The organism is Staphylococcus argenteus, assembly GCF_000236925.1.
Lineage (GTDB): Bacteria > Bacillota > Bacilli > Staphylococcales > Staphylococcaceae > Staphylococcus > Staphylococcus argenteus.
In genome coordinates this window covers 1,893,881-1,915,077 of record NC_016941.1, presented here as the reverse complement: position 1 = coordinate 1,915,077, position 21,197 = coordinate 1,893,881, and the positions used below count along the sequence as shown (strand labels likewise).

Genomic DNA, 21,197 nt, shown 5'->3' with positions numbered 1-21,197 from the left:
CATGACACACAAATATATATCAACGCAAATGTTAATCATTTTTACTGCATTAATGATTATTGCCAATTTTTATTACATATTTTTTGAAAAAATTGGATTTTTACTCGTTCTATTATTGGGATGTGTATTAGTGTATGTAGGTTATCTTTATTTTCATAAAATAAGAGGGCTTTTGGCTTTTTGGATAGGAGCATTATTAATTGCCTTCACGCTACTATCTAATAAATATACGATTATTATCTTGTTCGTATTTTTATTATTACTTATTGTGCGTTACTTGATACACAAATTTAAACCTAAAAAAGTGATTGCAACTGATGAAGTCGTAACGTCACCTTCGTTTATCAAACAAAAATGGTTTGGGGAACAACGTACACCGGTATATGTTTATAAATGGGAAGATGTGCAAATACAACATGGTATTGGAGATTTGCATATTGATTTAACTAAAGCAGCTAATATTAAAGAAAATAATACTATAGTTGTTAGACATATTTTGGGAAAAGTACAAGTTATATTACCAATTAATTATAATATAAACTTACATGTCGCGGCTTTTTATGGCAGTACTTATGTAAATGAAAAGTCATATAAAGTTGAAAACGATAATATTCATATCGAAGAAATGGTTAAACCAGATAATTATACAGTTAATATCTACGTATCAACGTTTATTGGAGACGTTGAGGTGATTTATCGATGAACCATTATATTAGAACAATTGGTTCGATGCTCATCTTAGTATACAGCATGCTAGCGGCATTTCTTTTTATAGATAAAGTTTTCGTTAATATTATTTATTTTCAAGGCATGTTTTATACACAAATATTTGGGATTCCAGTCTTTTTATTTTTAAATCTCATTATCATTTTATTGTGTATCATCGTTGGATCGGTGCTTGCCTACAAAATTAATCAACAAAATGATTGGATTAAGACGCAAATTGAGCGTTCTATGGAAGGCGAAACAGTAGGTATCAACGATCAAAATATAGAAATATATAGTGAAACATTGGATTTATATCATACGTTAGTACCTTTAAATCAAGAATTGCATAAGTTAAGACTCAAAACGCAAAATTTAACAAATGAAAATTACAATATTAATGATGTTAAAGTTAAAAAGATTATCGAAGATGAAAGACAACGTTTAGCTAGAGAACTACACGACTCTGTTAGTCAACAACTTTTTGCGGCAAGTATGATGTTATCTGCAATTAAAGAAACAAAATTAGAACCACCTTTAGATCAACAAATACCTATTTTAGAGAAAATGGTTCAAGATTCTCAGTTAGAAATGCGTGCTCTGCTGCTACACTTAAGACCACTCGGCTTGAAAGACAAGTCGTTAGGCGAAGGTATTAAAGATTTAGTTATTGATTTACAAAAGAAAGTGCCAATGAAAGTTGTGCATGAAATACAAGATTTTAAAGTGCCAAAAGGTATTGAGGATCATTTATTTAGAATTACGCAAGAAGCAATATCTAATACATTGAGACATTCAAATGGTACGAAAGTAACTGTAGAATTATTTAATAAAGATGATTATTTATTGTTAAGGATACAAGATAATGGTAAAGGTTTTAATGTAGATGAAAAATTAGAACAAAGTTATGGACTTAAAAATATGCGTGAAAGAGCTTTGGAAATTGGTGCAACGTTCCTTATTGTATCACTACCAGATTCAGGTACACGTATTGAGGTGAAAGCACCTCTAAATAAGGAGGATTCGTATGACGATTAAAGTATTGTTTGTGGATGATCATGAAATGGTACGTATAGGAATTTCAAGTTATCTATCAACGCAAAGTGATATTGAAGTAGTAGGTGAGGGGGCTTCAGGTAAAGAAGCAATCGCTAAAGCCCATGAGCTAAAACCTGATTTGATTTTAATGGATTTGCTTATGGATGATATGGATGGTGTAGAAGCGACTACTCAAATTAAAAAAGATTTACCACAAATTAAAGTATTAATGCTAACAAGTTTTATTGAAGATAAAGAGGTATATCGTGCCTTAGATGCAGGTGTTGATAGCTATATTTTAAAAACAACGAGTGCAAAAGATATTGCTGATGCAGTTCGTAAAACATCTAAAGGTGAATCTGTATTTGAACCTGAAGTATTAGTAAAAATGCGTAACCGTATGAAAAAACGTGCTGAGTTATATGAAATGTTAACGGAACGTGAAATGGAAATATTATTATTAATTGCCAAAGGTTATTCAAATCAAGAAATTGCAAGTGCATCTCATATTACAATTAAAACAGTTAAGACACATGTAAGTAATATTTTAAGTAAGTTAGAAGTACAAGATAGAACACAAGCCGTTATTTATGCATTCCAACATAATTTAATTCAGTAGCTCATATTAAATTAAGCTATGTGATTATTGCTAATTGCTTCGAACGGCACATAAAATTAAAAAACAGAGGTTTTCGTTATTTATCGCGAAAACCTCTGTTTTTATTTGGTGTTGCTTAGTCTTTGTTTAATTTATCTACAATTTTATCTTTTAAATTTTTGTTATCTTCTGGATAGGTATCTTCAGGATGTTCATCGACATGATATGTTTTTTGATTTGGAGTGTTAGTCTCTTCATCATATTCATATCTTGTATTTTCATTATAGTGATTTTTATTATTATCATCATGCTCTAAAGCGGCTTCTTCAGGTGTTTTACCTTTAATAACATTACGCTGATGAATGATTGCATTGATTTCTGCACCTACGATAATAATAAAGCTAGTGATATATAACCATACTAATAAAATAATAATACCAGCAATACTACCATATGTTTTAGAATAGTTAGCAAAGTTTGAAATATACCATCCAAATCCAAATGATCCTGCTAACCAAATAATTGAAGTAAATACAGCGCCTGGTAAAACAGATCTGATTTTAGTCTTAACATTCGGGGCAACAGCATAAAGAACAATAAATACGATGAAAATAATGATAATAGGTAATACAATTCGAATTAAATTGAATACCCATTTTACTTGTTCATCGAAACCTAATGGGCCGAATAAAAAATGACTAATGACTGAACCAAGTGTTGGTAAAGCAAGGGCAACAACAAATACAACGCCCATAACAATAGTGAATACAACACTTAAAAGCTTTAGAATAATACCATTACGGCTATCTTCAACGTCATAAGCGACATTAAATGAATTCATAATTGCAGTCATACCATTTGATGCTGACCAAATTGCTAAAATCAAACCAATAGATAATAGGCTACCACTAGAGTTTTGGGTTATATCTCCAATAACACTTTTAATTAAAGTTGACGTGTCTGCAGGTGCATTACTTAACATATTTGTAATTTGACTTTGGCTAATATTAAAGAATGGTAATAATGTTAAAAGAAAAATTAACATCGGAAACATAGCGAGAACGAAATGATAAGTCATTTGTGCTGCCAGTCCAGATGCATCATCTTTTCCAATGCGGTAGATGAGATATGATAAGAAATTAGAGTCTTTCTTATATTTAGCTGGTTTATTTAGCCTTGATAAGAAAAAGACTTGATTATCTTTCTTCGGTTTTTTAGATTGAAATTGTTGAGGTTCGATATATGTACGATCAACATCAATTTTTGAATTTTTTCTCTTACTCTTGTTAGTATTAGTTTCTTCTTCTTGTCTTTTGATTGAATTCAAGTACTTTGAAGAAGAGTGATCTTTTTTCGACATACGCACTCCATAACCTTTCTCTATGTATTGTTGTAAAAGTAGCTACTAGTATTTATCCAATTATAAAAAAATTAAACAATAATATGGTTCAAACATGATAATAATATAAAAATTAATTGCTTTAAATTTTTCAGAGCATTTTCCAACTGTAAAATAAAACAAAGGCAATACCCATGCAATGTAATAAAGCCGATGAAAGTATTACTGTTAAGTAGGTACTTACGAAAGGGACATAATACATTGTATAGTATTACCTTTAAATAGTTATTAAATTGATTTTAGCGTTGATTTTTTCTATTAACAAAAGTTTCTTTTGCATCTTTTAAAGAACGTTCTAACTCAGGATTATTGCGACGAATTTCTTCAACAACATCTTTCCAATATAATACTTCGTCTTTAATTTTGCTGACTTTAGAAGGCTTGCGAGTGCGGTTGCCATTTTTAGCGTCTTTAACTGATTGAACTAAAGCTTGACGCGTAGATTTATCAGCTAAAGTGATTGCACCACCAATTACGGCACCAATTAGAATACCAGGAACAAATTTATTTTCCATTAAAAACTACCCCTCTTTCAAATTTGCATCTTTTACGATGTAATCTATTAAATTATCACAAGATGATAATACCATGTCGTATACACCTTCAAAATTATTAGTGTAGTATGGATCTGGTACATCACTCTCTTCCATATTACTAAATTCTAACAGTTTGAACAATTGTCCCTTAAGATTAGGATTGATAGATTTAATATTGTCAACATTGCTTTGATCCATTGCGATAATGTAATCAAAATCATCTGTTGATTCAAATAATTCACTAATCATGCCATCGAAAGGAATATTGTGTTTGTTTAGAATCTTTTGTGTACCTTTATGAGGTGGTTCACCTAAGTTCCAATGCCCCGTACCTCTTGAGTATACTTTAATTTCATTAATATTTCTGTCTTTAAGTCTTTGTCGCATGATTGCTTCTGCCATTGGAGAACGACATATGTTGCCAAGACAGACAAATGCTACATCTACCATTATAATTCCTCCAAACTATGTAGTTATATCCCCATTTTAAAGCGACTTTAAACAATAAGGAAGTAGATTAAATAAATTTCTATTAAAGTTTATTAAATTGTGATACTTTGATAACATAACTATAATTAGAGGTGAGCAATAAGGCTATGACAAATGAAGAAAAAGTATTAGCTATTAGAGAGAAATTAAATATTGTTAATCAAGGGTTGTTAGATCCTGATAAATATAAAAATGCCAACGAAGAAGAACTAACTGAAATATATGATTTTGTTCAATCAAGGGATAGATTATCACCGAGTGAAGTGACAGCTATCGCTGATGCATTAGGGCAATTGCGACATGACTAGGAGTGAGTAAATTGAAAGATTACAAACAAAAGTTACAACAATATGCTGAATTATTAGTAAAAGTAGGTATGAATGTTCAACCAAAGCAACCTGTTTTTATAAGAGCTTCAGTTGAAACATTAGAATTAACACATTTAATTGTTGAAGAAGCATATAAATGTGGTGCTTCCGATGTACGTGTAGCATTTAATGATCCAACATTAAATCGTTTAAAATTTGAATATGAGCAAGTAGAGTTTTTTGCAAATAATGCTATTAAATCTTATGACGTTGAAGCACGAATGGATTATGTAAAACGTGGTGCTGCTAATTTAGCATTAATTAGTGAAGACCCAGATTTAATGAATGGTATTGACAGTAAAAAATTACAAGCATTCCAGCAACAAAATTCACGTGCATTTAAAGGATATATGGAGCGTGTTCAAAAGAATCAATTCCCATGGGTAGTTGCTGCCTTCCCATCAAGAGCTTGGGCTCAGCGTGTTTATCCTGAGTTACCTGTTGAAGAAGCATATACGAAGTTTATTGATGAAGTTTTTGAGATAGTACGAATTGATGGCAATGATCCAGTTGAAAATTGGCGTCAACATATTGCGAATTTAAGTGTGTATTCTAAAAAATTACAACAGAAAAATTATCAAGCGCTACATTATATATCTGAAGGTACAGATTTGACTGTAGGTCTTGTTAAAAATCATATTTGGGAAGATGCAACAAGTTATGTAAATGGCAATGAACAAGCATTTATTGCTAATATTCCTACAGAAGAAGTCTTTACAGCACCAGATAGAAATAGAGTAGATGGCTACGTTACAAATAAATTGCCACTAAGTTATAACGGTACTATTATAGACGGTTTTAAATTGAACTTTAAAGATGGTGTAATTACTGATTTCTCAGCTGAACAAGGTGAAGCGGTACTTAATGATTTAATTAATACTGACGAAGGTTCAAGAAGATTAGGTGAGGTAGCATTAGTACCTGATGATTCACCAATTTCAAACCGCAATACAATTTTCTATAATACATTGTTTGATGAAAATGCATCATGTCACTTAGCGATTGGTTCAGCGTATGCCTTTAATGTTGAAGGTGGCACAGAAATGTCAGTAGAAGAAAAGGTCGCATGTGGATTGAATGATTCAAATGTACATGTTGACTTCATGATTGGCAGCAGTGATTTAACTATTTATGGTATTTTGGAAGATGGTACGGAAGAACTTGTTTTTGAAAATGGAAATTGGGCGCCAACGTTCTAAATAAATGATAGTACAACGTTTTGCAATGACAAAACAAGCGATCATTTAACAATGTAATACTTAATCACAGTAAAGATTGGGAGATAAAATGATGACAAATCAGGACAGACCGATGAAATCTATGTCTGAATCAAAATGCTATAAAAACAGACAAGTTTTTCCTCAAGATACAAACCATCATCATACTATGTTTGGTGGAACTTTAATGGCTAATATTGATGAAATTGCTGCGATTACAGCTATGAAACATGCAGGTGCTCAAGTGGTAACTGCTTCAACAGATTCTGTAGATTTCTTAAAACCGATTAAAACAGGTGATATATTACAGTATGTAGCAATGGTTTCATATGCTGGAACAAGTTCAATGGAAGTTGTTGTACAAATTAGAATAGATGATGTATTTAACAACAAACATGACTTAGCAGCATTAAGTTTCTTAACTTTCGTTGCGTTGGATGACGATGGTAAACCACAACATGTGCCTGGTGTTTATCCAGAGGATGATGTTGAAAAATGGTTTTACGACACAGCGCCACAACGTGTTGAAAGAAGGAAAGCGCGTCGCATTGAAAGCAAACAAACGATTGAATATTTAGCTAAAGTACAACATATTAAAGATTAATAAATAAAGACAGATTGTGAAGGATTATGATGTGCACCTAAAAAGTTGGACTAAAAAAATCTAACTAAATAGGGTTCAGTACATAATTTGAACTATTATTTCAAATTAAATCCTACAATCTGTCTTATTATTTTTTGTCATCAATCAGGTTTGCAAGTTGACCGTTTGAAACTGTACTTGTATTGAAAGGATAACGTTAAATTAATTTAGATTACTTCTCGATAATAATTATAATGGTATTTAAAATTGTAAAATTTGAGGTTGTTTATGCATATGCATATGGCGCTCATTATCTTTAAAATCCATATTCGGATAGTACATGTTTTTAACGAGAACGTTCGGACCTAAGCAACTAAATTCAGCACAATGGCAATTTAAAGATTTAGCAAGGTCTGTTGATAACCATTTATCAAATACATCTGTTAATTTATCTTTTTGAATGTTTGAAATTGTTCCTGTTTCATCGCCAAAGTCAGTAACGATAACATTACCGGTAAATACATTTACATTTAAACGACTGCGGCCATCTGGATCATTTCTAGTTGTTACATTTTTAGCGTTTCTTAAACGTGTTAGAAGCATTTGATCATTATCATCTTTTAAGCAAGGAAAAACAGGTAAAGTTCCAAATAACATCCATACATTTTCATCTCTAAAATCTAAAATGTCATGAATTGTTTTTTTCATTTCTGATAAAGATAATACATTCAATTGACTAGCAAAATCAGCCGGATACATTGGATGAATTTCATGTCTACTACATTTCATATCATGTACGACTTCCTGATGTATTTTTTGTAGATGCGGTAATGTACTTTGATTAAGCATTGTTTCAGCTGACACAAACATACCTTGTTCTGATAATGTACGTGCATTATTAATCATTTGCTCATATAGTTTCAATTTTGCTTTTAAAGGTGGTTGTTTTTCCATAGCACCAAAACCGACATTTGCAAATTCGTCAGTTGTACCCCAGTTGTGAGAAATATGCATGACATCAATATATTCAGCTATATCTAGATAGCGATCTTGCGGGAGTGTTAAGTTTGAGTTCATTTGAGTATAAATGCCACGATTATGAGCATATTTTAAAAGTGGTTTAACAACATTTCTAATAGATTTTTTAGAAAACATCGGCTCGCCACCTGTAATTGACATTGTTCGTAGATGCGGAATTTCATCTAGTCTGCGATAAATTAAATCCATATTTAATGGTTCAGGATCAACCGTTTGAAGTGTATAGCCAACTGCGCAGTGACTACAACGCATATTACATAGATTTGTAGTTGTAAATTCGATGTTACTTAAAGTCAATTCACCGTGATCTTTAACATCATTGTATGCTTCCCATGGATCATTCAGTATGCTTACAGGTTGCTTTAATTTGACGCTATTCATCGTCTTAAACTTCCTTCTTTCTATTTGATTGATACCATTGTGATATCTCTTCGTATTATTATTCGTAACAAATTATCTCGTACTTTTACCTAATTGAAAAGGTATTTTTTAAAAGTCAAAATAATTAGAATGTCATAAATGTCGCTAAGATTATATCGCTTTTAAGTGATTTCTGTTAGGATAATAATGAAAAAGAAAATCAAAATTAAAGGAGTTAACTTTTTTATGAATGAACAACAAACAATCGAACAAATAAAAGCACGTTTAAATAAATTTATTGAGGATATTGATCATGTGAATCCTGATGAAGTACGTGTGGAAGACATTGATGAATGGATTGGGTTGTTAGATCAGTTAGAAGAAAAGGTTAAATTAGTTTCTAAATAACTACTATTTCTGTGATAACGAAGAAATCATTTCGCGATTTACGAATAATATTTTAAGTCATAATATGTTTAATCACTGATTTACTTGTCTATAGTATTGATATCAATGTTATAGAGAAAGGTGATTTTCAATGACTAAAAAAGTAGCAATTATTCTAGCAAATGAATTTGAAGATATAGAATATTCAAGTCCTAAAGAGGCATTAGAAAATGCAGGCTTTGAAACCATAGTGATTGGAGATACAGCGCATAGTGAAGTCGTTGGTAAACATGGCGAAAAAGTAAACGTTGCTGTAAGTATTGCAGATGCGAAACCAGAAGATCATGATGCATTATTAATTCCTGGTGGATTTTCACCGGATCATTTACGTGGTGATGCTGAAGGACGTTATGGTACATTTGCTAAATATTTCACTAAAAATGATGTGCCAACATTTGCTATCTGTCATGGACCGCAAATATTAATAGATACAGATGATTTAAAAGGTCGTACATTAACTGCAGTATTAAATATACGTAAAGATTTATCTAATGCTGGTGCACAAGTTGTTGATGAATCTGTTGTAGTTGACAATAATATTGTAACTAGCCGAGTACCAGATGATTTAAATGATTTTAATAGAGAAATTGTCAAACAGTTACAAGATTAAATATTTACTGTAAATTAGTGTAGTGAACGCTAATAAAAACAGGATATAGCATGAGACTTTTTAATAATATTGATTTTGTTTATTAAAACATAAGTCGATGGCTAAAATTCAATATGTAAAAGGTCATTTCTATTATATGGATAGGAGTGACCTTTTTATTTTGAAATATAAATTGTCATTCTTATAAATAAATGATTGTTTTGATTTTCCTGCAAAAAATTTATTCGTTACATAATTAGTAAGTATGATGATGTATGTAAGTGTAAGCCCTTGGACTGATTTTTCTAAAAAGTGTAGCCTATTAGTGATAGTACTGGTAAACTCAAGGTATACCAAGTGAGTTTTAAAAGAAGGAGCAAACGCATGAAAAGAAGCGATAGGTACCCAAGCTCAAATGAACATATTGAGCAAAAGAATCATGAACCTCACTATAATACGTATTATCAACCTGTTGGTAAACCACCAAAAAAGAAAAAGAGTAAACGAATACTATTAAAGATATTATTAATAATCATAGTTATTATCGCATTGTTTATTGGTATCATGTATTTTTTATCTACACGCGATAATGTAGATGATTTAAGAAAAATTGAAAATAAAAGTAGTTTTGTATCAGCCGATGATATGCCAGATTATGTTAAAGGCGCTTTTATTTCAATGGAGGATGAACGTTTCTATAAACACCATGGATTTGATTTAAAAGGGACAACAAGAGCGTTATTCTCGACAATTAGTGATAGAGACGTACAAGGTGGAAGTACAATCACACAACAAGTAGTTAAAAATTATTTTTATGATAACGATCGTTCGTTTACTAGGAAAGTAAAAGAATTATTTGTGGCTCATCGCGTTGAGAAACAATATGATAAGAACGAAATTTTAAGCTTTTATTTAAATAATATTTACTTTGGAGATAATCAGTATACGATTGAGGGAGCAGCAAACCATTACTTTGGAACAACCGTTAATAAAAATAGTACATCAATGTCTCATATAACAGTTCTGCAAAGTGCTATTTTAGCAAGTAAAGTAAATGCACCAAGCGTATACAACATAAATAATATGTCGGAGAACTTTACGCAACGTGTAAGTACAAATTTAGAAAAAATGAAGCAACAAAATTATATAACTGAAACACAATATCAACAGGCAATGTCTCAATTGAATCATTAAAGTAAGCTAATAATAGTCTGATTTTAAATGTATTCTATAAATGGAATTAACTGGACAATTTGGAAAATAATAATAGCTTACGAATACTTTTAATTTATGAATCACACTTACATCTTTATGTTTGTGTGGTTTTTTATTGTCATTAATTGGTAAATTAAGTTTGAAGCTTCTATTTTTTAAATGTTCAATAATATTGAGTGGAAGATTATCAGAGTTTTATTTTGAGTAATATTTAAATTGTGAATTAACTTGCAATCAATAATTAAAGTTAAACATTTGCTATAGGAAGTCGCTTGTTGAATAATATAATAGTAAATGATTGAAATTAAGAATGTAGTGGGGGTGAAAAAATGCCTAAGATTACTAAAATAGAAGTTCAAAAGAAAAATAAAGAACGTTTCAATTTATTTTTAGATGGTCAATTTGAAATGGGGATCGATATTGATACATTAGTCAAATTTAATTTGAAAAAGGGACAGCAATTAGAAGCAGCTGAAATGGCGCAGATCCAGAAATATGATCATTATCGTTTAGGGTTAAATAAAACGATTCAGTATTTATCTTTTAAAAAAAGAACGGAAAAAGAAGTTGTTCAATATCTGCAAAAGGAAGAGATTTCAGAGCAAGCTATTTCTGAAATTATTGAATACTGTTATCGTGAAAAATTAATAGATCATCGTGATTATGCTGAAAGTTTAAAAAATACAATGATACGTACCACTGACAAAGGTCCTAAAATATATCAACAAAAGTTATACCAATTAGGTATTGAAGCAAACATTATCGAAATGTATACGGCGCTTTATCGAGAACAGCAAGATTTTGAGGATATTGTACAAATCGCAGAAAAAATCTGTAAAACTAAAAAAGGACCGCCAAGTAAAGTGAAAGAAAAAGTTATGCAGTCATTGCTACAAAAAGGTTTTGATATGGATGTCATCCATGAAGTGATGAATGAAATGGATTTTTCACAAGATGAAGCGGTTTTAGATGGATTGATAGAACGGGATTTAGAGAAGATATATAATAAAAATCGCAAAAAGTATACGCACCAAAAATTAATTTTAAAAACTATTGAAGGCCTTATGAGAAAAGGATATAAATATGATAAAATTAAAGCTAAATTAGAAGAAAGTGGTATTGCCGATGGAACAGAAGAAATTGAGTGAGATGTCTGAACCAGAACTAAGACACGAAATACAACTTTACAAAGAAAAAATGAGAAAAGCTGAGATGAATGGTATTTTAAATGAATACGATGTATATCAAAGTAAAGTCATTGTTGCCGAAAGTTACTTAGTAGATCGAGAAAAGATTGAAATAGGTAGAATTTATAAATTGACAGACGGTAGTAACCAATATTTTAAAGTTGAGAGATTAAAAGGTATTTTTGCATGGGGATTTAGATTTAATAGTAATGAACCCGAAGAAGGCTTACCTATAGCGTTATTACAATTATAGAAGGATGAAAATAGATGGGAAGTTCAATTGTTTTAAAGTTACTTAAAGTAACTCACTACTATAGGAATAAACAAAATAAAAAATGGTATTTACCTTTTGGATATGATGCTGAAGATATTGATTTAAACAATATCAGTTTGCATATTTATCAAGGGGAAGCATTAGGTATTATTGGAGAAGTTGAATCTTCTAAAGCGCTTGTTGGTCAATTGTTAGCAGGTGCAATTAAACCTGACAAAGGTAAAGTGGTATGTACTGAAGATTTGTTTTACGGTTACATAGAAGACCAGGCATTAATTCATCAAACTGTAGAAACATATACAGCGCAGTTAATACAACTTTTTCCATACGAAATTAACGACCATAAAGCAGAACAAATTATTCAATACGCACATTTAGGAGAATATAAAAAGAAACCCGTCAATCAAATTTCTAAAGCAGCATATGCACAGTTGCTATTAAGTATTGCGCGATCGTCAAAATCAAATATTATTATTTTAAATCATGTCATCGATTATTTACCGCCACAATTTATGGAGCGTGCGATTGAGCTGACAAATGATTATATCGAAAATAATTTAACAATTGTAACAATCGGTGATGATGTTGATAAAATCGCTCAAGTAAGTAACTATATTGCTTGGTTTTCACACGGTCAATTAAGAATGGAAGGTTCATTGAAACAAGTGATTCCATTGTTTAAAGAACATGAACGTGATCGATTAAGTTTAGAATCAGAAGAAGAAATACAAAACTTTGATTTGGATTGGAAAAAGAATCGCACAAGAATCCCGGAAATGACATATAATTTTAAGCGCATTGAACGTTATAATCACGCTAAACCTCCTAAATTTCTTGTACGCTTTTGGACGATGGCATCTGGAATTATTTGTGGAATTGTATTGATGGTGCTATTGATCTTCAACAATATGGGGATTGTTTCGATTACAGATTTTACAAATCGTGCAACGATGCAAAATGAAAATAAAGATCCGTATGTCGAAAAATTAGCGTATGGTATTGCATTTAATGGCAGTGTCGATATGCAAGGGGATAAACAAGTCACTATACCGAAATATAGTGTTGTGACGATTACTGGAGAAAATAGTAAAAATTATCGTGGGAATGCAGATAATAAAACGTACTATGTTAATAAAGATAAACTTGAATACTTTAATCCAGCAGGGTTGTATCAAACACATAGTTTTAAAAAGTTAGCGCCATATATGAAATCGAATTATAGTAATTATTATGCTTACTTTAACAGTCAATTACATAAAAAACATAATACTGTTATTAAAACTTTAGTACCTGATGATGATAATCGTTTTGTCGCATCCGTTACACAACAACCAATACAATTGCTTTTTAATGACAATGATCAGTTATATGGTTTCGTTTATCCAATCGTCGATAAAAAAGAATTAAAAGATAAGTTTAATATTAATAAAAACATTTGGATTACTAAAGTTGGTAATGGTTATTGTATTGCCAATTTAAAAGAAGACAAATGGATTTATATTGAATTGTAGGTGTAAAGATGCTAGATAATATTATTTTATATTTTAAAAACTTGCCACATACTAAGAGATTCGTAATAGAACGATTAAAACAAAGTTGGAAAAGTTTTCTAATCGTATTAGCTGCATGTTTATTACTTGTTGTTGCTAGTGAAACGATATTTCATTTTAGTCATTTGACTGATGTAAAAGAAGTGCGATGGTTATTTAGAGTGATTGCGCTAATTGTATTCGGCATATTAATGTACACTATTTATAGTGCCTATCATCATTACATGAATGATTTTTTAGTAACTAAACTGTTTAATATATCTGCAGCAACGCCTGTAGTCATTATGTCTATCATTTGTTTTGTACTGTTGAGTATTATGACAATGATAGGTGCATTGGTAAAACCAGTAAACTTTGAAACATCATTTATAGCATTGTTTTATTTTATTGTGATGGCTACTTTATTTGTAGGGCTTATATCCGTAACATTTGGTTTAATTAGACTCCTAACTGATAAAATAAACTTAATCTTTTATGGATATTGTGTATTATGTTTATTCATTTTACCAATTATATTTATTCCAAATCCAAATCATGTATTCTTGAACCATGTATTAATGCTTAACCCATTATATTACGTAGTTAATGGCATAACACAATCTATCATTTTTGGTATATCCAGTATGGAAAATATTCCATATCATTTATATTTTATTTTAGTTCTATTTTTGATAGCGGTAGTGAATTTCGTCTTAACAAGATATGCAACACATGCCATTTATATGAAAAAGACTAAAGCAATAAAACAAATGGTAAAGCAACATGATGCAGAAGTTAGAAATACTCATGTTGACAATGATGAATTATCAAACTAACTAAAAATTGTATATTTCAATTACACTTATATATTTATAATCCGGCGCTTCGAATATCAAAATATTGAAATTTCTAATGGAATTAAGGATTTCAAACTTTGGTTTTTAATTGCGTCGGATCTTTATATAGACTTGCCCTAGAGTTAGAATAAAAATAACCGATGAGATTTTAATCAGTAAATGATTTATATCTCATCGGTTATTTTTCTTGTGTATATTTACTTCAGGGTTTCATAATTTGTAATTATTTAGCATACAATTTACGTTGTAATTTATCTTCCGTAAAAACCCAACCAATATATGAATGGTCAATGATATTGTCTTTAGTTAGATGAGCTATTGCGACAAATGAATAATGATCATTTTTTAAATAGCGTAAATCAATCAAACGAATTTCTGTAGAACCGTCGTCAAGTTCTGTTGTTTGCCAACGATAAATGGATGAAAAGTTTAAAAATGTTCGTATATCTTTATTACCTTTTACTTTCCATAGAATAGAATCTGTAGATAATTTTTGACGTTCCACTTTATCACTAAATACAATATTTCTACCATATGCTTTTCCGACATAGTCATGCGCATCAGTTTGAATTGCCACACGCCATTCCATAAATTTTAATGTAGGTGCGACAAACACCTTAACAGGATGGTGTTCTTTTTGAATTGTTTTCAAAGCTTGTTTTTTTATCATTGCTCTCATTTTAAATCGAATAATGTAATAAACTATAAGTAAAGCAACAATTGGAAAGAAAACTGTATAAGGGTGTAAGCCTAAAAGCCATAAAACAATTCCGATACACAACACAGTGAAAATAATTGGATCAAAAGTGTTAATTACACTTAGTTGAATCCATTTGTTAGTAATAGGTCTCAGTGCCTGTGTACCATAAGAATTAAATATATCTACAAAAACATGTAAAAATACTGCGAGCTGAGCCCACATCCATACATGAAACGGATTTGTACCATTGAAGAATGTGAATATTAAAAACGTAATTATAATTGGCCATAATATTGTGAAAGGGATGGAATGTGTGATACCTCGATGATGTGAAATATATGTTGCATTGTCTTTTAATTTAAGAACGGTATCCCCGTCAGGAATTAATGAACCAACGATAAGTGTAGTAGCAGTTGCACCAAATGTTGATGCCATTGCTGGGTCTTGAGTAGCAAGTGCCGTAAGCCCTACACCAATTGCGATATGTGTTGCAGTATCCATATCTGTTCACTCATTTCATTTTATTATATATACTATTATAATCCAATTTTGCAAATAACTAAATTAACTTACTTACTAAGCTTGTTTTAATGTACAATAGAAACATTATGAGTTACGTATATTAATTTTAGTCGAGGAAAGGGTTTTATTAATGTATCAGGAGTCTAGTTTTAAGGAAAATTTGATACACTGGTTTGATGAAAATCAAAGAGAAATGCCATGGCGTCAAACAACGAATCCTTATTATATTTGGTTAAGTGAAGTTATGTTGCAGCAGACACAAGTTAAGACAGTTATTGATTATTACCATCGTTTTGTTGAACGATTTCCTACTGTAGAAGTCTTGAGCCAAGCGTCAGAAGATGAGGTATTAAAATACTGGGAAGGACTTGGTTATTATAGTAGAGCGCGTAATTTTCATACAGCAATTAAAGAAGTACATGAAAAATTTGAAGGATTAGTTCCTGACAATCCAGAACAGTTTAAAGCATTAAAGGGGGTTGGACCATATACTCAAGCGGCTGTTATGAGTATAGCGTTTAATGCACCACTTGCAACCGTTGATGGTAATGTTTTTCGAGTTTGGTCTAGATTGAATGATGATTATCGCGATATTAAGTTGCAGTCGACAAGAAAAGCATATGAACAAGAGTTATTACCATATGTAAAGACTGAAGCAGGTACATTTAATCAAGCAATGATGGAATTAGGAGCTTTAATTTGCACGCCAAAAAATCCTTTATGTTTGTTTTGTCCAGTACAAGATAATTGTGAAGCTTTTGATAAAGGTACATTTGAAAAGTTGCCGGTAAAATCGAAAAATATTAGTAAAAAGGTAATTGAACAATCTGTATTTTTAATTAGAAATAAGCAAGGTAAATATGTGCTACAAAAGCGAAGTGAAAAATTATTACATGGTATGTGGCAATTTCCGATGTATGAGAGTAAGGATGCGATTAGCCAAATTTCTAATAAATTAAATATGACAATTCAACCAGTTGAAGCACCGATTTTTGAGTTAAAGCATCAATTCACGCATTTAACTTGGAAAATAAAAGTATATGCTATACAAGGAACTGTCAGTATTGAAAGTTTACCAGATGATATGATTTGGTTTGATTTATCTGAACGTGATCAATATACATTCCCTGTTCCTATGTCGAAAATTTACCAATTTATAAATGGATAATGATTGGTCGTTGATAAGCATTTAAATAATTGTATATAGCAATTTTTATAAATAAATGTGTAATCTATGAGGTAAAACATGTGTAATTAAGTATTTTAAATAGTAACGTCTGAAGTTAAAGTATTTAAATTTTGAAAATAGCATGGTCACAGAATAATCATTTTTGAGCTGAGTTAACGATAAAATAGTAAAATCTTATTTAGTAAAAATTTGTATTTATATAATACTATTTCTGAAATATGCTATAATTTATAATGGTTAAAATAACAGAAGGTGGTGTGGAGTATGGTCAGAGAATCCATACCTAAAGAAGGGGAAAACATTAAAATTCAGAGCTATAAGCATGATGGTAAAATACATCGTGTATGGTCTGAAACAACAATTTTGAAAGGTACAGATCATGTTGTAATCGGTGGAAATGATCATACATTAGTTACTGAAAGTGATGGTAGAACTTGGATTACGCGTGAACCAGCAATAGTTTACTTTCACTCAGAATATTGGTTTAATGTTATCTGCATGTTTAGAGAAGATGGAATTTATTATTATTGCAATTTATCATCGCCGTTTGTATGTGATGAGGAAGCATTGAAATATATAGACTATGATTTAGATATTAAAGTGTATCCAAATGGAAAATATCATCTGTTAGATGAGGATGAATATGAGCAACATATGAATCAAATGAATTATCCACATGATATCGATATTATTTTAAGACGGAACGTGGATATTCTTCAACAATGGATTGAACAAAAGAAAGGTCCATTTGCTCCGGATTTTATCAAAGTTTGGAAAGAACGTTACAAAAAAATTAGACAATATTAAGCAAATAAAGTGTAAATACCAAGCAAATCATTTATATTGACTTAGTGATGTAAAGAATAAAGAAATCTTTTGTTGTAGTGTGGGGACACAGTGCTTGTCGATTAAATGAAATAGAATATAAACTTACAAATCAGTCAGCGTATTTAATCACTTCAATATGACAGAGGTTGAGATATCTTAATTTCAAACATGTAAATTTGAATGAAGAATTTACATCTATGAATTATGTATCCAACCTCTATTCATTTTTATACAAAAGATCAGGGCAATTGAAGAGGGGGAAAACGTATGATTAAACGATATTTGCAATTTGTTAAACCATACAAATATCGTATTATTGCAACAATTATCGTTGGGATAATTAAGTTTGGAATTCCGATGTTAATTCCATTACTAATTAAATATGCAATTGATGGCGTTATAAATAATCAAGCATTATCAACGAACGAAAAAGTTCATCATTTAACTATAGCAATTGGAATTGCGCTATTTATTTTTGTAATAGTGAGACCACCAATTGAATTTGTTCGTCAATACTTAGCTCAGTGGACTAGTAATAAAATTTTATATGATATTCGTAAAAAGTTATATGATCATTTGCAGGCATTAAGTGCTAGATTTTATGCTAACAATCAAGTTGGCCAGGTTATTTCAAGAGTTATTAATGACGTTGAACAAACAAAAGATTTTATTTTAACAGGATTAATGAATATATGGTTAGATTGCATCACGATTATTATTGCATTATCCATCATGTTCTTTTTAGATGTTAAATTAACTATAGCGGCATTAATTATTTTCCCATTTTATATTTTAACGGTGTATGTATTTTTTGGCAGATTGAGAAAACTAACTCGCAAAAGATCACAAGCTTTAGCAGAGGTTCAAGGTTTCCTTCATGAACGTGTACAAGGCATATCTGTTGTTAAAAGTTTTGCTATTGAAGACAATGAAGCGAAAAATTTTGATAAAAAGAATACTAATTTCTTAACGCGTGCATTGCAACATACAAGATGGAATGCATATTCATTTGCTGCAATTAATACTGTTACAGATATCGGACCAATTATTGTAATTGGTGTAGGTGCATATCTTGCTGTTTCTGGATCAATTACAGTTGGTACACTGGCAGCATTTGTAGGCTATTTAGAATTATTGTTCGGACCATTACGTCGGTTAGTAGCTTCTTTTACAACTTTAACCCAAAGTTTTGCTTCAATGGACCGTGTGTTTCAATTAATAGATGAAGATTATGATATTAAAAATGGTATTGGTGCTCAGCCAATTGAAATTAAACAAGGTCGTATTGACATTGATCATGTGAGTTTTCAATATAACGATAACGAAGCTCCAATTTTAAAAGATATTAATTTAAGTATTGAAAAAGGAGAAACTGTTGCATTTGTTGGTATGAGTGGTGGTGGAAAATCAACATTGATTAACTTGATACCGAGATTTTATGATGTGACTTCTGGACAAATTTTAATAGATGGTCATAATATTAAAGACTTTTTAACGGGAAGTTTAAGAAATCAAATTGGACTAGTGCAACAAGATAATATTTTGTTCTCTGATACAGTAAAAGAAAACATTTTACTAGGTCGTCCCACTGCTACGGATGCAGAAGTTGTTGAAGCAGCAAAAATGGCGAATGCACATGATTTTATCATGAACTTGCCTAATGGTTATGACACAGAAGTTGGTGAACGAGGTGTGAAATTATCAGGTGGACAAAAACAAAGGCTGTCGATAGCAAGAATTTTCTTAAATGATCCGCCAATTCTTATATTAGATGAAGCAACAAGTGCTTTGGATTTAGAAAGTGAATCTATTATTCAAGATGCATTAGAAGTGTTGAGTAAAGATAGAACAACTTTAATAGTTGCGCATCGATTGTCTACTATAACTCATGCAGATAAAATAGTAGTTATTGAAAATGGACAAATTGTTGAAATTGGAACGCATATGGAATTAATCACAAAACAAGGTGCTTATGAACATTTATACAGTATTCAAAATTTATAAATCATTTTGTTGATTCCACTAGTTGTTTGACTTCAGTGCAATCTTGTAGGGAAGATTTGTAACAGTATGGTGGGGTTATAACATAGAAAAAGCAGTAAGAGATTTTCTTCATTGAAAATAATCTTACTGCTTTTTTTAATTTAATTTCAAGATTCAATATTACTTTAACTTATTGTGATATTAATTGCTGGAATTGTTTTAATGTTATAAATCAAAGTCTTCTTCGACAATTTCAATATCTGCATCAGAGCGATGATATGTGAAGAAACTAATTCGAATACGGTCTAAATGCTCTAAATGATGTCTATATTCTTCGATAGCTGCAACTATTTGCATAACATTTGCAAACGAATATTCGGTTTGATAAGGATGATGTATTAATTCGTGTTGAAATGCATCCATTAAATCCTTTTTTTGAGGATTATCGAGTTCATAATCAACATGTGTGACATTATAACGTGCTTTTTTAGAAAGGCTAGCTAAAATTTGCTCATGAAAAGCAGTTAATGAATCTAAATCTAACTTAATTTGTAAAAGGAAATTGTTATTAAGTAAATACAAATCGTTTTGATAACGGGATAATTTGTTTAATACTTCATATGCTTGTCTAGTCGTCTGAACTACTTCTCTGAAAAGTATTTTCTTTCTATTTTGTTGGTGAATATGTTTTTTAGTAATAGGGCGTTCTTCACTATAATAGTCATAAATTTTCTCCAACTTCTCAATACGTTGTTTTAAATTGTGACTGTCTTGTTTAATGTTGTTAAACTCTGTCGTATCATTTAAAACTAGTTTAAACCATACAAAAATATCAGAAGATATATTTAATGAATTATAGTAAATTTTTGTTTCAAATTTAGGTGGTAGAAACACAAAATTGACTAAAGAAGAACTTATAACACCAATCATTACAAGTACAAACCTGTAAAAGGCGGTAATATAGAAAGAACCGGTATGTTGTCCCATAATAATTAAAGCTGTAACACTTGCCAATGTAGCAACATGTGCTAAATTGAATTTAAATAAAATAGCAATGAGGACAATTACAGTAACACCCATAATGATAAAATTATCACTAAAAATGGTTACCATTGTAACAGAAAGTATGGCACCGATAATGTTACCTAATGCTTGATCAGAAACTGTTTTGAACGATCGATAAATACTTGGCTGCATTGCAACAACAGCACTGACACCAGCTAAAGCTTTTAAACCAACATTTGCCGGAAGTAAAGAAGCGATAGACATAGCTAAAATAATGGCTATACCAGTTTTGAAAATCCGAGCTCCTAGTCTCAAAAATAATGACGCTCCTTTTAATTTTAATTTTTATTGAATATCTAATATTCGTATTCATTACTGTTATACACTTACTAGTTATAAAATTCAAGCTTATTTGTAGTTATTAAAATAAATCCTACATCATACTTATTAGAATGCCATACTTTAGACGGGGTATGTATGATTATATCAATATAAAAACTCACACAGTAATTCATGTATAGTTAATTATTACTTCATTAAC

22 protein-coding genes are annotated in these 21,197 nt (G+C 30.7%); 16 read left to right on the top strand and 6 right to left on the bottom strand.

All coding sequences use genetic code 11. The features are described from left to right. Position 1: 1 nt before the first annotated feature. The 3 genes from vraT to vraR are packed head-to-tail and all read left to right on the top strand — an operon-like array spanning position 2 to position 2,362. Positions 2–703 carry a cell wall-active antibiotics response protein VraT gene (gene vraT, locus SAMSHR1132_RS09215; RefSeq protein ID WP_000149061.1) on the top strand — a complete coding sequence of 234 codons (702 nt, stop codon included), beginning with the start codon at positions 2–4 and terminating at the stop codon, positions 701–703. Next, the gene (vraS, locus tag SAMSHR1132_RS09210) at positions 700–1,743 is read left to right on the top strand and encodes a sensor histidine kinase VraS (RefSeq protein ID WP_001017132.1); all 1,044 of its coding nucleotides are present in this window, start codon (positions 700–702) and stop codon (positions 1,741–1,743) included. Before vraT ends, vraS begins: the two co-directional genes overlap by 4 nt. After that, positions 1,733–2,362 (top strand): response regulator transcription factor VraR, encoded by a 630-nt coding sequence (gene vraR, locus SAMSHR1132_RS09205; protein WP_000153529.1) that lies wholly within the window; start codon positions 1,733–1,735, stop codon positions 2,360–2,362. The genes vraS and vraR overlap by 11 nt, the downstream gene beginning before the upstream one ends. A gap of 115 nt (positions 2,363–2,477) precedes the next feature. On the opposite strand, the gene SAMSHR1132_RS09200 is transcribed toward vraR, so the two are convergent. From SAMSHR1132_RS09200 to SAMSHR1132_RS09190, 3 genes are all read right to left on the bottom strand, one after another. Further along, the gene (locus tag SAMSHR1132_RS09200) at positions 2,478–3,701 is read right to left on the bottom strand and encodes a YihY/virulence factor BrkB family protein (protein ID WP_000037065.1); all 1,224 of its coding nucleotides are present in this window, start codon (positions 3,699–3,701) and stop codon (positions 2,478–2,480) included. Between the two features lie 278 nt (positions 3,702–3,979). Further along, on the bottom strand, positions 3,980–4,255 hold the full coding sequence (locus SAMSHR1132_RS09195) for a YtxH domain-containing protein (RefSeq protein WP_000428174.1): 276 nt from the start codon (positions 4,253–4,255) through the stop codon (positions 3,980–3,982). 6 nt (positions 4,256–4,261) lie between these two features. Beyond that, positions 4,262–4,726, bottom strand: coding sequence for a low molecular weight protein-tyrosine-phosphatase (locus SAMSHR1132_RS09190; protein ID WP_000228669.1), 465 nt, complete (start codon positions 4,724–4,726; stop codon positions 4,262–4,264). A gap of 146 nt (positions 4,727–4,872) precedes the next feature. Between SAMSHR1132_RS09190 and SAMSHR1132_RS09185 the strand changes: the two genes are divergently transcribed. From SAMSHR1132_RS09185 to SAMSHR1132_RS09175, 3 genes are all read left to right on the top strand, one after another. Beyond that, entirely contained in the window at positions 4,873–5,073 is a 201-nt protein-coding gene (locus SAMSHR1132_RS09185; RefSeq protein WP_000180459.1) for a DUF1128 family protein, read from the top strand. Positions 5,074–5,084: 11 nt separating this feature from the next. After that, complete coding sequence (locus tag SAMSHR1132_RS09180) at positions 5,085–6,332, top strand: aminopeptidase (protein WP_000656301.1); 1,248 nt, start codon at positions 5,085–5,087, stop codon at positions 6,330–6,332. A gap of 91 nt (positions 6,333–6,423) precedes the next feature. Further along, positions 6,424–6,954 carry an acyl-CoA thioesterase gene (locus tag SAMSHR1132_RS09175; RefSeq protein WP_000184380.1) on the top strand — a complete coding sequence of 177 codons (531 nt, stop codon included), beginning with the start codon at positions 6,424–6,426 and terminating at the stop codon, positions 6,952–6,954. A gap of 240 nt (positions 6,955–7,194) precedes the next feature. Here the strand turns inward: SAMSHR1132_RS09175 and yfkAB are convergent, their stop codons facing one another. Next, positions 7,195–8,352 carry a radical SAM/CxCxxxxC motif protein YfkAB gene (gene yfkAB, locus SAMSHR1132_RS09170; protein WP_001089610.1) on the bottom strand — a complete coding sequence of 386 codons (1,158 nt, stop codon included), beginning with the start codon at positions 8,350–8,352 and terminating at the stop codon, positions 7,195–7,197. A 225-nt stretch (positions 8,353–8,577) separates the two neighbouring features. Between yfkAB and SAMSHR1132_RS09165 the strand changes: the two genes are divergently transcribed. The 7 genes from SAMSHR1132_RS09165 (at position 8,578) to SAMSHR1132_RS09135 (ending at position 14,408) form a co-directional block, all read left to right on the top strand. Then, complete coding sequence (locus SAMSHR1132_RS09165; protein ID WP_001005407.1) at positions 8,578–8,739, top strand: SE1561 family protein; 162 nt, start codon at positions 8,578–8,580, stop codon at positions 8,737–8,739. A gap of 130 nt (positions 8,740–8,869) precedes the next feature. Beyond that, the gene (locus SAMSHR1132_RS09160; protein ID WP_000163278.1) at positions 8,870–9,388 is read left to right on the top strand and encodes a type 1 glutamine amidotransferase domain-containing protein; all 519 of its coding nucleotides are present in this window, start codon (positions 8,870–8,872) and stop codon (positions 9,386–9,388) included. Positions 9,389–9,751: 363 nt separating this feature from the next. Next, positions 9,752–10,561: a monofunctional peptidoglycan glycosyltransferase SgtB gene (sgtB, locus tag SAMSHR1132_RS09155; RefSeq protein ID WP_000830376.1), complete on the top strand. Its 810-nt coding sequence runs from the start codon at positions 9,752–9,754 to the stop codon at positions 10,559–10,561. 350 nt (positions 10,562–10,911) lie between these two features. Then, complete coding sequence (gene recX, locus SAMSHR1132_RS09150; protein ID WP_001124429.1) at positions 10,912–11,730, top strand: recombination regulator RecX; 819 nt, start codon at positions 10,912–10,914, stop codon at positions 11,728–11,730. Further along, positions 11,708–12,022, top strand: a complete 315-nt coding sequence (locus SAMSHR1132_RS09145; RefSeq protein ID WP_000435805.1) for a YfhH family protein — start codon at positions 11,708–11,710, stop codon at positions 12,020–12,022. The genes recX and SAMSHR1132_RS09145 overlap by 23 nt, the downstream gene beginning before the upstream one ends. Before the next feature lie 14 nt (positions 12,023–12,036). After that, positions 12,037–13,554 (top strand): ABC transporter ATP-binding protein, encoded by a 1,518-nt coding sequence (locus SAMSHR1132_RS09140; protein WP_000535845.1) that lies wholly within the window; start codon positions 12,037–12,039, stop codon positions 13,552–13,554. Positions 13,555–13,562: 8 nt separating this feature from the next. Continuing rightward, the gene (locus SAMSHR1132_RS09135) at positions 13,563–14,408 is read left to right on the top strand and encodes a hypothetical protein (protein WP_000886451.1); all 846 of its coding nucleotides are present in this window, start codon (positions 13,563–13,565) and stop codon (positions 14,406–14,408) included. A 244-nt stretch (positions 14,409–14,652) separates the two neighbouring features. On the opposite strand, the gene SAMSHR1132_RS09130 is transcribed toward SAMSHR1132_RS09135, so the two are convergent. Then, positions 14,653–15,630, bottom strand: a complete 978-nt coding sequence (locus tag SAMSHR1132_RS09130) for a metal-dependent hydrolase (protein ID WP_000379088.1) — start codon at positions 15,628–15,630, stop codon at positions 14,653–14,655. A gap of 151 nt (positions 15,631–15,781) precedes the next feature. Here SAMSHR1132_RS09130 and mutY point away from each other — a divergent pair, with 151 nt between their 5' ends. From mutY to SAMSHR1132_RS09115, 3 genes are all read left to right on the top strand, one after another. Continuing rightward, a complete protein-coding gene (mutY, locus tag SAMSHR1132_RS09125) occupies positions 15,782–16,819 on the top strand; it encodes an A/G-specific adenine glycosylase (RefSeq protein ID WP_000284192.1) in 1,038 nt (345 codons plus the stop codon). A 285-nt stretch (positions 16,820–17,104) separates the two neighbouring features. Beyond that, on the top strand, positions 17,105–17,647 hold the full coding sequence (ntdP, locus tag SAMSHR1132_RS09120) for a nucleoside tri-diphosphate phosphatase (RefSeq protein WP_000251253.1): 543 nt from the start codon (positions 17,105–17,107) through the stop codon (positions 17,645–17,647). Between the two features lie 288 nt (positions 17,648–17,935). Then, positions 17,936–19,672: an SAV1866 family putative multidrug efflux ABC transporter gene (locus SAMSHR1132_RS09115; RefSeq protein WP_000597253.1), complete on the top strand. Its 1,737-nt coding sequence runs from the start codon at positions 17,936–17,938 to the stop codon at positions 19,670–19,672. A gap of 204 nt (positions 19,673–19,876) precedes the next feature. Here SAMSHR1132_RS09115 and SAMSHR1132_RS09105 read toward each other — a convergent pair whose 3' ends face one another. Beyond that, positions 19,877–20,971, bottom strand: a complete 1,095-nt coding sequence (locus SAMSHR1132_RS09105; protein ID WP_001236370.1) for an FUSC family protein — start codon at positions 20,969–20,971, stop codon at positions 19,877–19,879. Between the last annotated feature and the right edge of the window lie 226 nt (positions 20,972–21,197).